12 protein-coding genes and 2 pseudogenes are annotated in these 14,446 nt (G+C 63.4%); 8 read left to right on the top strand and 6 right to left on the bottom strand.

Annotated features, from left to right (window positions below; genetic code table 11):
* A pseudogene (locus DL899_RS18055) lies at nucleotides 1–205 on the bottom strand (IS6 family transposase); the annotation flags it as partial.
* A gap of 89 nt (nucleotides 206–294) precedes the next feature.
* On the bottom strand, nucleotides 295–1,053 hold the full coding sequence (locus DL899_RS19975; protein WP_275426803.1) for an FkbM family methyltransferase: 759 nt from the start codon (nucleotides 1,051–1,053) through the stop codon (nucleotides 295–297).
* A 127-nt stretch (nucleotides 1,054–1,180) separates the two neighbouring features.
* On the opposite strand from DL899_RS19975, the gene DL899_RS18045 reads away from it, so the two are divergent.
* The 7 genes from DL899_RS18045 to DL899_RS18015 all read left to right on the top strand — a co-directional run bounded on the left by DL899_RS18045 (nucleotide 1,181) and on the right by DL899_RS18015 (nucleotide 10,608).
* A complete protein-coding gene (locus DL899_RS18045; protein WP_162685648.1) occupies nucleotides 1,181–2,308 on the top strand; it encodes a glycosyltransferase family 4 protein in 1,128 nt (375 codons plus the stop codon).
* 83 nt (nucleotides 2,309–2,391) lie between these two features.
* A complete protein-coding gene (locus DL899_RS18040; protein WP_162685647.1) occupies nucleotides 2,392–4,167 on the top strand; it encodes a glycosyltransferase family 39 protein in 1,776 nt (591 codons plus the stop codon).
* A 156-nt stretch (nucleotides 4,168–4,323) separates the two neighbouring features.
* Nucleotides 4,324–5,319, top strand: a complete 996-nt coding sequence (locus tag DL899_RS18035) for an autotransporter outer membrane beta-barrel domain-containing protein (RefSeq protein ID WP_162685646.1) — start codon at nucleotides 4,324–4,326, stop codon at nucleotides 5,317–5,319.
* A gap of 21 nt (nucleotides 5,320–5,340) precedes the next feature.
* The gene (locus DL899_RS18030; RefSeq protein WP_111735731.1) at nucleotides 5,341–6,354 is read left to right on the top strand and encodes a hypothetical protein; all 1,014 of its coding nucleotides are present in this window, start codon (nucleotides 5,341–5,343) and stop codon (nucleotides 6,352–6,354) included.
* Nucleotides 6,351–7,988: a glycosyltransferase family 39 protein gene (locus DL899_RS18025; RefSeq protein WP_111735730.1), complete on the top strand. Its 1,638-nt coding sequence runs from the start codon at nucleotides 6,351–6,353 to the stop codon at nucleotides 7,986–7,988. Before DL899_RS18030 ends, DL899_RS18025 begins: the two co-directional genes overlap by 4 nt.
* Nucleotides 7,985–9,973 (top strand): DUF2298 domain-containing protein, encoded by a 1,989-nt coding sequence (locus DL899_RS18020; RefSeq protein WP_162685645.1) that lies wholly within the window; start codon nucleotides 7,985–7,987, stop codon nucleotides 9,971–9,973. Before DL899_RS18025 ends, DL899_RS18020 begins: the two co-directional genes overlap by 4 nt.
* Nucleotides 9,974–10,170: 197 nt before the next feature.
* Nucleotides 10,171–10,608 (top strand): hypothetical protein, encoded by a 438-nt coding sequence (locus DL899_RS18015; protein WP_162685644.1) that lies wholly within the window; start codon nucleotides 10,171–10,173, stop codon nucleotides 10,606–10,608.
* A 7-nt stretch (nucleotides 10,609–10,615) separates the two neighbouring features.
* On the opposite strand, the gene DL899_RS18010 is transcribed toward DL899_RS18015, so the two are convergent.
* The 3 genes from DL899_RS18010 to DL899_RS18000 are packed head-to-tail and all read right to left on the bottom strand — an operon-like array spanning nucleotide 10,616 to nucleotide 13,898.
* On the bottom strand, nucleotides 10,616–11,935 hold the full coding sequence (locus DL899_RS18010) for an NAD(P)/FAD-dependent oxidoreductase (protein ID WP_111735728.1): 1,320 nt from the start codon (nucleotides 11,933–11,935) through the stop codon (nucleotides 10,616–10,618).
* Nucleotides 11,932–12,921, bottom strand: coding sequence for a lysylphosphatidylglycerol synthase transmembrane domain-containing protein (locus DL899_RS18005; RefSeq protein WP_111735727.1), 990 nt, complete (start codon nucleotides 12,919–12,921; stop codon nucleotides 11,932–11,934). Before DL899_RS18005 ends, DL899_RS18010 begins: the two co-directional genes overlap by 4 nt.
* A complete protein-coding gene (locus DL899_RS18000) occupies nucleotides 12,918–13,898 on the bottom strand; it encodes a glycosyltransferase family 2 protein (RefSeq protein ID WP_111735735.1) in 981 nt (326 codons plus the stop codon). The genes DL899_RS18005 and DL899_RS18000 overlap by 4 nt, the downstream gene beginning before the upstream one ends.
* Before the next feature lie 192 nt (nucleotides 13,899–14,090).
* On the opposite strand from DL899_RS18000, the gene DL899_RS19510 reads away from it, so the two are divergent.
* On the top strand, nucleotides 14,091–14,234 hold the full coding sequence (locus tag DL899_RS19510; protein ID WP_162685643.1) for a hypothetical protein: 144 nt from the start codon (nucleotides 14,091–14,093) through the stop codon (nucleotides 14,232–14,234).
* Nucleotides 14,235–14,310: 76 nt separating this feature from the next.
* Here DL899_RS19510 and DL899_RS19970 read toward each other — a convergent pair.
* A pseudogene (locus DL899_RS19970) lies at nucleotides 14,311–14,446 on the bottom strand (IS6 family transposase); the annotation flags it as partial.

The following is a 14,446-nucleotide window of genomic DNA, read 5'->3' as shown; positions in this document are numbered from 1 at the left end:
CGCTTTCGGATCTCGGCGGCAAAAAACGGCCCGAACCGGTGACACCAAAACCGCACAGCTTCGTGGCTGACATCGATGCCGCGTTCGTGCGAGCCAGGTCCTCGACATTGCGAAGCGAGAGCGGGAACCGAACATACATCATCACCGCCAGGTGGATGATCTCTCGACTGGTTTTGAAGTATTTGAAAGGGTCGCGTTTTGTCATGCGGGCAGGGTAGGGGGGATCAGTCAGGCTCAAGCCAGGTTCCTCTGACATTGCCTTTGCATTCGCTGGTAGCGCCAAATCGTGGCTTGCTATGCCTGATGTTCGCGTCGGAATATAAAATTGTTGCGGTAGCCATGTAGCCTTGCGAGGCGAGGCGCGCCGCCGGGCGGAGGGGTTGGAACGTCACGCGGCGTGGCGCGGTGGAGGCGACCGTAGCTCAGTTGCCAGGCCCCAAGACCTTTGGCGGCCAAGAGATCGAACAAGGCCTCGGGATCGGCCATGGGCCGTCGTTCCACTTCGATGATCAGCAGAAGATACGGCAGGCGCAACAGCTCGCCCATCCCCCTGACCACGGCGAGTTCATCGCCTTCGACGTCGATCTTGACCACCAGGGCCGACGGGGTCGGTGTGAGAATATCGCTCAGCGGCAGGATCCGGCATGACTGCTGCCAACCGCCTTGCCCGCCCAATTTTGCAGTCGGGTGACGCCAGCCGCCGGTCGCGTCGTCGGACATTGTGCCATTGCCCGCATTCGCACCGGCGGCGGCCTGGACCACGCTAAGGCCGGGCAGCGCAAGCTTCCGCAGGTGGTTCGCGAGGTCTGCGTTCGGCTCGAGCGCGATCATGCGCGGACACCAGCGGCTAAAGGCCCGTGTATAGACCCCGACAGAGGCACCGACATCGACGGCAATGGTTTGGGCGATGGGCCAGTTCGGCGCAGCTCGGGCAAGATACGAGGGCAGACCGAAGGCGAACCCCAGCTCAGCTTCGGCAAGTCGGTACGCCGAGGACCATGCGGCGAGGCCAATGTGACGCAATGGTGCGCGTAGAGTGCCGGGCGAAAACATGAAGCGGCTCGGATCTGGATTTCGGCCAAGGATAGCGCAGGGTCCGCGCAGGTGTAAGGCCCATCCATTCTTGAGTTTGGATGATTTTACGCTATCGCTGAACAACCCACCAATTCCGGTCATAAACATGAAGATCGTCTATACCACCACCTACTACAGCCCCCATATCTCGGGCCTGACCCGGGGGCTGGCACCCATTGCCGAACACATGGCGGCCAGCGGGCATGAGGTGACGGTGATCTGCGAACTTCATGATCCAGAATTGAAGGCCGAGGAGATCATTGCCGGGGTCCGGATCGTGCGCGTGCCTGTCTGGGTCTTTGTCGGCAAGGGGCCATTGATGCCCCGGTTTTGGTTCACCTGTCATCGCGAGATGAAGGGGGCGGATATTGTTCACATCGTCGCCCCGCAGGCCGATAGCATGGTTGCCGCTCTTGCCGCGCGTCTGCGTGGCGCCAGAGTGGTGATGAGCTATGTTTGTTCTTTCACCACCGAAGGCCCGGCCGGCTGGATCGCGACACAAGCCTTGCGGTTTTCGCATCTTGGTGCCGGTTTCTTTTCGTTGCGGATAGTGGCGCTGTCAGAGGATTATGCAAGCCAGAGCCGTTTTTGCGCGCTATTCAATCGCAAGCTGATGTTCATTCCCGTGCCGGTTCCCAACCTGCCGCCGCAGCAGGTGGCCTGGCAGCGAGCAACACCGCCCTATAGCATCGGTTTTGTCGGGCGGATATCGCCGGACAAGAGCCTCAAACTGCTGCTCGACGCGATCCCGCATCTCAAGGCGGTTCTGGATGCCCCGTTCAGCGTCGAGATAGCCGGACCGCAAGAGCCGCCCGGCACACCCAACGCTGATGATCTGTATGCGCTGATTGAAAAGGCCGAGGCCGAAGGTGTGATCCGTTATCACGGCGTTCTGGAAGAGGCGTCGCTTGACCGGTTCTATCGCAGGATCGACGTGCTGGTGCTGCCGTCGAATGTGCGGATCGAGGCCTATGGCATGGTTCAGGTCGAAGCGATGCTGCGTGGCACGCCCTGCGTCGTCTCGGACCGCCCGGGTATGCGCCTGCCCGTGCGCGAGACCGGGTTTGGCGTGTTGTTTCCCCCTGGCAATGCGCAGGAGCTGGCCCGGGCGTTACGGCAGGTCTTGCTGGAGGGGCCGCCGAACGGTGCGCCCAAACCCGAAGTGCTGCATGAGCATTTTGCACCCGGCAATGTGTTTGCCGCCTTTGACCGGCTTTATGCCGGGCTGGTCTGAAGGCGGCACAGGCCGGGAGAATCCTTGCCGTAAGACCGGTCGTCTGGTTTCATGGTTTCGGATCACTGACTGGACCCGGCCACGTGCGCTTGTCTCTCCCGCGGTTTCATTTTGACGACTCGCCGGTTGAGGCGGGGCTGGCCCTGTTTGCCCTTCTTTGCTTTGCGGCCTGGCTGCGTCTGAACGGGATAGGCTGGGACGGTTTCGCAGGGCTGCATCCCGATGAGAGGCACCTCTATTTCGTCACCCAGGCGATGTTCGAGGCGCTGCGCGATCCTGCCAATGCGGGGCTGTCCTTTACCGACTGGTGGCTGTCGGCCGCTTCGCCACTGAACCCTCATGCCGGCGAAAAGTTCTATGTCTATGGCGAGGCACCGCTGATCGCGGGGGTGCTGGTGGGATGGGTGACCGGGACAACCGACTGGTTCGCCTTCATGGGGGGGGCGCGGACGCTGGCGGCGGTGGTGGATATTGGTGCCGTTCTGGCGGTGTTTCTGGGTGCGCGACTGCTGGCGGGAAACACTGCCGCGCTGGTTGTGGCCGCGCTCTACACGGTCATGCCGAGCGCGCTGCAACTAGCCAATTTTCACACCGTCGATGTCTGGCTGTCGGCAGCAGTTGCCGGAGCAATGGTGCCGATGCTGGCGCTGGCGACAGGACGCAGCGGGCGGGCCGGCCCTGTGGCGATGGCGGCGTTGGCGGGCGCGCTGACAGGGCTGGCGCTGGCCTGCAAGATCACTGGTGTGCTGCTGGCGCCTGCGGGAATTGCCGCGCTGGTTCTGGCCTGGCGACGCGGGGGGCTGGGTGCGGCGCGTGCGCTGATCGCACTGGCGGCTGCAGTTATCCTGGCGCTGGCCGTGTTCCGTCTGGCCAATCCATTCGCGTTCGAGGGGCCGGGTTTGTTCGGCCTGCGCCCCTCGGCCGACTGGATCGCGGACTTCGTCGAACTTGGCAAGTTCACCGCAAGGGAAGACTTTCCTCCCAATTGGCAATGGATCGCGGGCTATGGGGTGTTGCGCTTTCTGCGTGATTTCGTGCTGTTCGGGGCCGGGCCGGTCGCCACCGGGCTGTTTGGGCTGCTCTTGTGGCGCCATCCACGCCGCTGGGGCGCGGTGATCGTGCCGCTGTTGGCGCTCGGAGGGTTCGTTGTGCTGACCGCGATGGGCCAGGTCAGCGCGCTGCGGTACGCCACGCCGGGCCTTGGGCCGATGGCGGTGGCGCTGGCGCCGGCGGTGCGTTGGCTCGACGCCAGGGCCATCGTTGCGGCCTTAGCGGCGGCGTTCTGGTGGGGCAGCGGTATGGTCATCCTGCATGACGGCCAGCATCCGCGCATTGCCGCCTCGCACTGGCTGTGGAGCTTGCCCGCCGGCACACATCTGACCAACGAGACCGACTGGGACGAAAGCCTGCCCAGCATTGTCTCACCAGGGGCGGGCAGCCCGTATCGCTGGCCCGGCCATGACGGCTGGTTCACCTTTGAAACGCTTGACATGACCGCACCCGATAGCCCCGAAAAGGCCAGCCGGATGGCCGGCATCCTTTCGCAAACCGATTTTCTGATCCTGTCCTCGGATCGGCAATCGGCGGTGATGCCTCGCCTGGCGGACCGGTTTCCGATGACCACCGCCCATTACGCCATGCTCTTCTCTGGCGAAGCCTGCTTTGCACTCGCACTTGAGATCGACCGAGGGTATCCCCTTCCGGGCCTGCCTTTCGACGACAGTTGGGCGCAAGAGCCCTGGCGCGTCTACGATCATCCACATGTCCGGATTTACCGTCGCCTGCCTTGTTTTGATGCCGATCACTATGCCAATCGCCTGCGCCGTGCCCTGATGAATAGCCGATCGGATGACCCATGACAGGCGGCCTGCCATCAGGTCTTTGACATTCATTCGCGGGGCTTTTCGGCAACGTGACTGGCCTTCGCTGATGGCAAGCATGTCAGGAAACAATTGCAGATTGCCGGTTGCGTGGTATCGTTCCGCTAGAATGGGTCCAATCTGCCGAGGTTTTCCGTGTCTGATACATTAGCCCGCATCCACGGCCTGCTGATCGCGCTGGCGTTATTGGCAGGGCTGCCGAGCGGCGCTCTAGCCTACAATGTTCCCGGCTCCGCCCAGGCGCATGTCTCTGAATTGACCGAGATTGCCACTGGCATCATCGTGAAGTCGCTTAGGGAAAAGGTGCGTCCACTGCGCCAGCAGGGTGACGGCGCCCGGATTTCGACCCAGGGCAGCTTGTCGGGCGTGTCGGCCATCGGCGCGGGACGGGTACCCATATCTTTCTCACTGACGCATCGCCTCCTCGACACGTCGACCCTTGATGGCCGGCTTGATGTCGCCACGCTGCTGCTGGGAGGGGGGAATGGAAGGGGGATGGTTTATTTTGGTGGATTGATCGGCGAAAATGGCGACGTTCGTACACCGCGCGACAATGGAAAGATCAAGCACACCGGCGCCGGTCTGGCAATGGGAGCCGATTTCGCGGTGTCGGAGCAGTTTTTCATTACCGCCATGATGGGGGGAATGTCGCTTGACTACGATGTCGCGCGAGGCGGCGGTGCAATTGTCGGCAGTTTCGGAGCGTCGCGCTATTTTGCCGACCTGTCGGCCGACTATGTGACCCGCTCGGCCATGGGCGACTTGACCCTCGGTTTCGGTCTTCTCTACGTCAATCAGCACAACGACGGCTATATCGAAAGTGGTGGCGCGGCGGTTGCGCCCTACACCTTCGACCAATTGGCGGCGACGCTGGAGATGCGCAACACCTGGGGGCAGGCGGGCACCTTCTTTAGACCTTATGTTGACCTATCAGCCCAGATCAGACTGGCCGGTAGCAGCGGCAGTACCGTTGCAGTGGTGCCGGTACATTCCGACAATCAGGCACGGCTGTTCGTCGGGGTTGAACGCATGGCCGGGAGATCCACGTTGGATGTCGGTCTGGGTACGAACTTCGATGATTCGGGATATTCCGGGCTCGATGGCCGGGTGAACTACTCTTTCCGGTTCTGATCCTTGTGGCATAGCCTCGGCTTGCCCATTGGCCAATTCCTGGCGGCGCTTTTGGCGCTGGCTTTGGGATTTGCGATCGAGATGGGCCTGGTGGGTCAGGCCGTGGGCGAAGTCGTTGCCCAAGGCATCGCGATCATGGCGCGGCCGCTTCTGGAACTGTTCGGTCTTGATCTTGTCCGTCATGGGGTCGAGTTGCGTGCCCCACTGGCAGGGTGGGCCGTTCGCGTCAGTGAAGTCTGCGACGGCATGGGGCTGGTCGTCGCGCTGTTCGCGGCGATTGCCGTCTTGGCGCCGAACCAGGACGGCTCTACTGCTTGGGGTGTCAAGCGCGCCCTGATCGGGCTTGTTGCGATTCAGTTGTTCAATCTCTTGCGCGTGGTGCTGCTGGTGCTGGCACTTGACCGGGGCGGTGCGGCCTTCGGCCCGTTGCATGATCGGATTCTTCCGCTGTTCACGGTCCTCGTCATCGCTGCCGTTCTGATCCCGCCCGGGCGGCTGGTTGGTTTTGCTGTTCTGGCGACTATCCTGATGGTGCTGTGGGCACCCTTGGCCGAAACCGTGTCTGCCCTGCTGGTGCCGCTGGCCAACGGGATACTGGAATGGGTGGCCCAGGCAGAGGTTGGCCAGATCGGCAAGGCGCAGGGCGCCTGGTCGGTCGGCACGATGCTGGTCGCCGGAACCGACCCGCTGCGGCTGTATCGGGCGCCGCTCGAGCCGCAGCATTTCACCGTGGCGTTGCCGGTCATCGTCGCCGCAGCCGGCGTGTTGAGGCGCCCCGGCCTGTTGGCGCTGGCATTTCCGTTGATGTTGGCGGCGCTCTGCGTGGCCGCGCCGGTGGCGGTCATGGCGCTGGCCGCAGACACGGCCCCGGTTCTGGTCCTGCTGCCCGATGGCGAGGGGGCCTACTACACCTCTGAGTATATCGTGCCCGAAACCTGGCGAAACGTGTTGCGGCTGGTTCAGAACACGCTTGTGCACTTTCTGTTGCTGGTCTTGCCCGTTCTTGCCCTGCACCGTGGCCGGGGCAATCCATGATCCTGAACGAAAGACAGTATCGAAACATACTTGTTGCGCTGGTTCTGGCCGGCGCGGCACTGCGCCTGGCCGGGCTCTACTGGGATGAGGGGCGGGGACTGCATCCTGACGAAGGCAACCTGGTCCGGGCCGCCCTCAAGCTGGGAACCGAGGGGCGACTGATCCCCGAGTTTCACGCCTATAACGACCTCGCACTGTGGCTGCCCCGGCTGCTGTCTGCGCCGTTCTGTGTCACCGCCGATGCGGGGTGCCTGACCCATATTGCACGGCTGCTTTCGGCGTTGATGTCTGTGGCGACGATACCATTGGCGGCGGGGCTGGCACGGCAATTGGCGGGGGCAGTGGCCGGGATCGCGGCGGCAGCTGCATTTGCCGGGTCGGCGCTGTTGGTGCAATGGGCCCATTTCGGCACGACCGAAAGCGCGCTTGTCCTGCTGGTCATGGCGCTTTGGTTCGTTGCCGCGCGGTGGCAAAGCGGGCGCATCGGCGATGGTGCGGCAGCGCTATGGGCGGGGGGGATGATCGGGATCGGCTTTGGTCTCAAGACCACTGCGCTGGTTCTGGCGATAATACCGCTTACGGCACTGGTATTGGCTGGCCGTCCCCCGGCGCGACGATTGCGTGCTGCCGCGTTGGGTCTGGTTCTGGCGCTGCTGCTGGCGCTGGCATCGGCGCCATCGCTGATCTTTGCGACGGATGAATGGCTGGCCGTGATGCGCTTTGAAGCCGATGTTGTCAGCGGCCGCTTACCGGTGTTCTGGACAGCGCAGTTTCAGGGCACGGTTCCGGGCTGGTACGAGTTGCGGCAACTGTGGTCGGCCACGTCTGGTGTGGGCGTGCTGCTGGCCTTTCTCGGGCTGGTCCTGATGCCCCGCAACAGCTGGCGCCTCGCGGCCCCCGGGCTTGTCCTTGCCGTCCTTTACGCCGCTATCATTTTGGGTTGGCAGGCTAGGTTCGTTCGCTATCTGGCGCCGCTCGTGCCGGTGATCCTTGTCCTGGCCGGTGTGGCGGTGGGGCGTCTTGCCCAGCCGCTGGTCAGCCGCGCTGCCCTGGCCTGTGGTGTCGCGGGGATCGGCCTGATGGTGATGGCGGGGGTGGATCAGGCGGCGATCTATCTGCGCCCCGATCCGCGGATCGTGGCCGAGGCCGTGCTCACCACCCGTGCCGCACCGGGCGAGGCAGTTGCGATCGAGCCGCATGATCTGGCCCAGACCGGGGGGCAGTCGCGGCTGGACCTGCCACTGACCGCGCCGGGGGTGACGGCGGATGATCTTGCGGACACCCTGTCACGCGCTGGTTGGATGATCATTGCCAGCAGTCGCAACTGGGCCGTTCTGCCCCGTCAGCCCGACGCTGCAACGGTAATCTGCGGTTTTTACGCCGGCTTGGCCAATGGTGATCTGGGCTTTGTCCCAGTGGCACATATGCGCCGGGACGGCCCATTCGGGCGGCTCTTCGCGCCTGATTTTCCGGCCGAGGAAACCCGGCGGGTGTTCGACCGCCCCGAGGTGTTCCTGCTTCGGAACGAGGAAACCCTGCCTCTGGACGAAATCGCGCGGCGCATCGCACGCCCTGTCGATCCGGCGGCCTGCCACGCCGACGCCCTGCAAGAGGCCTGGAGGCGCGGACCATGATCGGTAGCCTGCCGCCAACAGAACTGGCCATGGTGCTGCGCACCCTTGTTGTGCTGACGTTGGGGGCCTGGGCGGCGCGGCCCCTGGCGCTGCGCCTGGTTCCGGGTGGTACGGGCTGGGTGGCGGCGCTGTTGCTGGCCTGGGCGGTGATTGGCTGGGTTCCCTGGGCGCTTGCCGCGCTGGGGGTGACGCCATTTGATGCGGCCGCGCCCGCCGGGTTGATCGGGCTGATGGCGGCGCGGGTGTGGCTGGGGCCAGTACCGAACGCGGGCAAAGAGGGGCTTGTCGCGATCACGGCCCTGACCGTGCTGTTCTGGTTCGGTATGGCCCAGCGATTGGGGCTTGCCGATCTGACGGGGCTGGAAAAATTCACCGACATGGGCCTGCTGGCAGCGGCGATGCGCGCCGAATGGATGCCCCCGCAGGATGCCTGGTATGCCGGGGCATCGGTCAACTACTACTATGTCGGCCAGGCAATGGCGGCCAGTTGGGGCAACGTTGCCGGCGTCCCACCAGCAGAGACCTATCAGATCACCATGGCGATGCTGTTCGCCCTGACAGGGCTCGCCAGCTGGCGGCTTACGGTGGCGCTGGCTGCGGGGTTCGGGATACAGGTCGCGCGGGTCCTGGGGGCTGCTGCGGCATTGCTGATGCTTTATGGCGGCAACTTTCATTCCATATTGTACACGCTCTTTCGTGGCGTGATGCCTGCCACCAACGAGGCATTCTATTACCCCGACTCGACCCGTTTCATCGGTTTTGACCCGCCCGGCGCGGATAAGGCGTTTACCGAGTTTCCCGCCTATGCCTTTGCAGTGGGCGATCTGCACGCCCATGTCATCGCGACACCGATCTTTCTGTTCGGATTGATGGTCGTGCTTGCAATCCTGTGGCGCGGTCTTTTGCAAGAAGCGTCCGACCGTATCCAGGCAGCAGCGCTGGGCTGGGTGCTGGGTCTTTGCGCTGCGATAAATGCTTGGGATGTGGCCGTTCTGGGACTGATCGCGCTGATCGTGGTGCTGGTGCTGGCGGTGCAGAAAAGCCCTGCACCGGCGGCCTGGCTCGACCGTTTGGGAGAAGCGATCATTCTGACGCTGGCCGTCGCATTTGTCACGGCGGCACCGTTCCTGGGAAACTTCACCCCCTTTGCCAGCGGCATCGAGGCCGCACCGGCGCGCACCCCGTTGTGGCAGCTGCTGGTGCTTTACGCCCATGTTCTGCCTGCGGTGGTGCTTTTTGTGTTGGGGTGGCGGGGCACATCCACGGGCAAGCAACTGGCCATTGCGATGGTCCTGGTGGCTGCGCTGATCCTGATCGCGTTGCCAGAGGCGGTGATCGTGCGCGATATCTACGGGCTCGATTTCGCACGGGCGAATACGATGTTCAAACTGACCTTTCGCGCGCAGTCGCTGCTGGTGATCGGCGGACTTGCCGCGCTGGCCCCGGCCATTGCGCGCGGCGGTGTCTGGTTCGCCGTGGCCCTGGTGGCTGCGGCGCCGATGGTGGCAACCCTGGCCTATGCACCTCATATTTATCAGCCGCTATCGGTGATCCGGTCGCTGGATGGGCTGGGCTTTCTGGGGGACGAGCGCGCACTGGTCGAGGCGGTCGGGCAACTGGATCCGGCGCCCGGCGAGACGCTGATCGAGGCATCGGGCGATGCGTTCGGGGAAACCGCGCGCGTTTCGGCGATGACCGGCTTCCCGACAGTGATCGGCTGGGCCGGCCATGAATGGCTGTGGCGTGGTGACGGAGCTGCGGCGAACAGTCGGGCGGCCCGAGTTCGGACCTTTTATACGACTGACAGCGACGCAGAGCGCTGCGCCATCATCCGGCGTTTCAACATCCGCTATGCAATTCTGGGCCAGGTCGAGCAGCGGACTTACCCCGATCTCAACACCAAGCGTCTCTTGGGCCTGGGGGCCGTATTGTATGACGGGGCAGGCGGAAAAATCCTCCGGATCGCGCAGGAACGGTGTTTTTGAGCGATAAGCCCAAGATTCTCGTGCAGTTCTCGGACTCGACCGCTTCCTCGATGCGGAGCGCTATTGCCAGGTGGTGCACGCTATTGCTAGTCTAGGAGTGAAGTTCAGGCTATCCAAGGGTCGGCCGACATGCACATCATGGGTTCTGTACGCATTTTTGCGATCAGCGTCGGCCTGACCATGGCGGGTTCGGCGGCATGGGCGCAAACCATCGGACCGACCCCGACGTTGACACCCACGGCTGTCCCACCGACACCCACGGCTGTCCTGCCGACACCCACGGCTGTCCCACCGACGCCTACGGCTGTCCCACCGACGCCTACGGCTGTCCCACCGACGCCTACGGCTGTCCCGCCGACACCTACGGCTGTCCCACCGACACCGACGGCTGTCCCACCGACACCTACGGCTGTCCCGCCGACGCCTACGGCTGTCCCACCGACACCCACGGTGGGGCCCACCCCAACGCCTGGCGCCACCACCACACCGACTGCAACACCGGTCAACATTCCGGTCGTGCCGGGTGCGGGCGGCCCGGGGGGCGCGGTTCCGTGGCTGCTGGTCATGGCCCTGATGGCGCTGGCCCTGCTGTTGGTCTGGGCGCGGCGCGCGCAGGATTGACCCGCCGGGAGTGATGGAAAATCACGCCTCGGAGATCAGGCGGGCCGCCAGTTTCCGTCCCTCACGCACAGCGTAGTTGGTGCCGCGATCCTCAGGATATATCTGCGCCATCGAGCACAGATACAGCCCCGGCGCGGGGCCTTCCCCGGGCGGGATCATGGTAGAGTAATGCCGCTCGACCACCGGTTGGGCCCAGCGTGCGCGCCACACATGATGGCCCATGATCCAGCGGCGTTCCATCTGGGGAAACATCCGTTGCAAATGCGGTAGCGCAAAGTCCAGCACAGCATCATCGGAAAGCCCATAGACCGGATCATCCGCCGATAGGTAGCGCGACAGATAGACGATGTGCCGCGCGCCATACCGTGCGGCTGACTGAAAATTGGTGTGTTCGATCACAGCGACAAATGGAAAGCTCGGGTCGTTCACGTTCAGCCAGTATGTAGAGCCGAGCGGCCGGTCGAGTTCGAGCACAAGACAAAGATTGGCGAGATATTCGATACGTTCCAGCTGGGCACATGCCGTCGCATCCGCCCAGTTTGCGATCAGCCCTGCCACCACCGGCGGCGCCGGCGTGGCGATCACCGCATCGGCCAAATCGACGTGCCCGCCGGCCTCGATCTGCCAGCCACCGTCCGGGCGCGGGGTCAGTCGTTCAACCATTCTGCCCAGGCGGATGTCGCCGCCGTGGCTGCGAATGTCATCGGCCATTGCTTCTGCCAGTCGGGCGAACGAGCCGCGCATGTAGCCCAGATGTTCGGCCCCGCCCTTGCCGCGCGAGCCCCCCCTGAGTTTCAGCTTGTTCCATATCCAGACCGCAGATACCCGCTCGGCATGTTTGCCGAACTTGCCCTTGAGCAGCGGCTCCCACATCACCCGGTACACGTTCTCGCCCGCCAGCTTTCGCAGCCATTCCGCCGCTGTCAGCCCCTCGATCGCGTGCCAGTCCGTCACCCGCCGCGCCCGGAGCGCCATCCATCCCAGCCGCAACCGATCTTGAAATGGCAAGGCAGGAAATCGCAATAGATCAAGCGGGGTGGACAGGCGCAACGTCTGGTTCGCGAAGTACACGCCGGTGAGGCTGGGTTCGATCTCCACCTGGTCGCCGAGGCCCATCTCGTCGATCAGCTCCATGATCGCGCGGTCCGAGGTGAACCAATGATGATAGAACCGGTCGAGCCTGTCATGCTCGCCCGGTGTGCCGACCTCAAACGCGCCGGCCAGCCCGCCGACGTGGTTGTCAGCATCATAGACGGTCACGGGGTGGCCTGCGCGGGCCAGGTCGCGCGCGGCGGACAGGCCGGTGAACCCGGCGCCTATGATCGCGATGTGCCGTTTCATGCCGATCTTGCGTCGCTGCCGCTGCGTGACAGTGCCCAGATCAGCAGGCAGACGCCGCCGATCAATGTCGTTGTCAGCCACAAGACCGCATGGGTGATCAGCACGAAAGCGGTCGCCTCTGCCAGCGGGTTGCCGGCGGCGGTTGTGGCCAGTTGGGCAAAATAGTCGAAAGTGCCGACATGTCCCGGGCTCGACGGCAGCAGGGTCGACAGGGTGCCCGTGGGCATGGCCAGCCAGGCTGCCTCGGGCGCGGTCAGCGCCGGGATCGACCGTGCAAGAACCCAATAGGTCGCGCCCTCGAAAAACCAGACCAGTACCGACCAGACCATCAGGGCCGGCATCGCGTGGCGGCCTGACAGATCGGCCAGCGTATCGCGCAACGGCCCCAGGAAACCTGCGATGCGATAGCGCGCTGCCGGTCCGAACACCGGGGCTACGCGGGTCAGCCCTGCAAAGACCGGCCCAAGCAGACGTGGCCGCAGCAGTAGCAAGAGCGAGATAATCCCGAATACAGCCAAGACAGTGCCGCCCGAACGCGCCAGCCCAACGGCGGCGATATCCAGGGAAAAGGCCCAAAGCGCCAGAGCCAGCGCAAGGATCAGGATGACCATATCAAGAAGCCGCTCAATCAGGACCGTTGCCAGCACCACGCTGGACGGAACACCCAGCCAGCGCGAAAAGCCAAACGTGCGCAATGCATCGCCGGCCCGCAGCGGCAACAGGTTGTTGACGGCGATCGAGCCGACAATGGCCACCGTGCTGCGCCCCAGTGAGAGGTCGGGATTGTGTCGCCGCAGCATCGACTGCCAGCGGAGGATTCGACAAAGATAGCCCAACGCCAATACCAGCGGTGCCGCCGCAACCCAAACTGGCGATACCCCGCGCGCCGCTGCGGCAAGGGCAGCGCCATCGACATTGCGCAGGGCAAGCCACAGAAAGAATGCGGCCAACGCGAAACCCAGTGCAAGCTGCGGGCTGCGCCTCATTCCGTTCGCCGTGTCCGGTCCGGCCCGGTATCGTCGTCGAAACCGACCATCTCACGCACCACGTAAAGCGGACGGCGCTGTACCTCGCGATAGATGCGCCCGACATATTCGCCCATGATGCCAAGCGATACCAGTTGCACGCCCCCCAGGAACAGAACAGCCATCATCAGTGCGGTCCAGCCCTCGACCCACACCGATGTGAAGAACCTCATGACCAGGGCATACAATATCCCCAGGACGGCAAGTCCCGCCGCCAAAAGACCCAGGGCAATCGATATCTGCAACGGTTTGATGGAAAAGGACAGCAACCCGTCGAACGCATATCGCATCATCTTGCGCAGCGGATACTTGGTCTTGCCGGCAAAGCGTTCGGGACGGTCATAGGGAAGGGCGGTCTGGCGGAACCCGGTCCAGGCGACCATGCCCCGCAAGAACCGGTGCCGTTCCGGCATCAGTTTCAGCACCTCGACGACCGGTCGGCTCATCAGGCGAAAATCGCCGGTATCCTCGGGGATCGGGATTTCCGAAAGATAGTTGATGACCCGCGAAAAACCTCGTGCCGAACTTCGCTTGAACCAGTCGTCGCCTTTGCGAGACATGCGTGTGCCATAGACCACATCATAGCCCTCGTGCCATCGGTCTATCATCTGTATCACGGTCTCTGGCGGATCCTGCAAGTCGCTGTCCATCAGGACAACCGCATCGCCGCGGGCCACATCGATACCTGCCGTCACGGCAATTTGCTGGCCGAAATTGCGTGAGAACATGACGATACGCAGGCGATCATCATTCTCGGCCGCCTCCCTCAGGATCCTGCCTGTATCGTCGCGCGATCCGTCATCGACAAAGATGAACTCGAACGCACAATCCGGTCTTGCACTGGCCAGTGCATCGAGCCTGGCCAGCGTTTCGGGCAAAACCTCTTCCTCATCGAAACAGGGGACAATGATCGAGATGAGATCTTTCTTGTTTTGCATCGTCTCGGGCCCAATCAGTTTGACATAGCGGCGCGTATCCGCCTCTGCGGGACACTTGGCTTGCAATTCGGTCTGCCGCGCACGGAAACATAGACTTGGCGTGCCTTTGGTGTCCACAAGACTTCAATGCGCTTTCGGACCCGCAGGTGACCCACCCGGTTGCGGCTGGACCTCGAATTCTGAACAGCTAATATGGGGGTGGCCGAGGAGCCCGAAGCCGCAACCCTCCAGATCGAGCGGCTGCATCGCGGCTTTGAGGAATTGTCCGACGGCGATCGCGCCGTCATCGAAGACATGATCGGGGCTCTCAAGACGCGGGCCCGCAAGGCGAGCTGATTGTTGCACCTCGATCGGATCGAGGAGGTGTCAGACGAAGTCGAACCCGTCTCACGAAGGGCAGGAAGGCTGCCCCTTATGCCGCGCAGAGACCGCGCCACTCGGCGAGGGCGGCGGCGCGGTTTCGCTTGAAATTCGATCTGGAAGTGAGGCAGCGTTCCGTGTTGAAGAGATGGTGGACCGAGGCGTGGACGGCGGCGAATTCTGAAGGC

The sequence above is a fragment of the Roseovarius amoyensis genome, assembly GCF_003260265.1.
Lineage (GTDB): Bacteria > Pseudomonadota > Alphaproteobacteria > Rhodobacterales > Rhodobacteraceae > Roseovarius > Roseovarius amoyensis.
The sequence above is the reverse complement of the archived record's forward strand: the minus strand, read 5'-3'. Positions and strand labels throughout refer to the sequence as shown.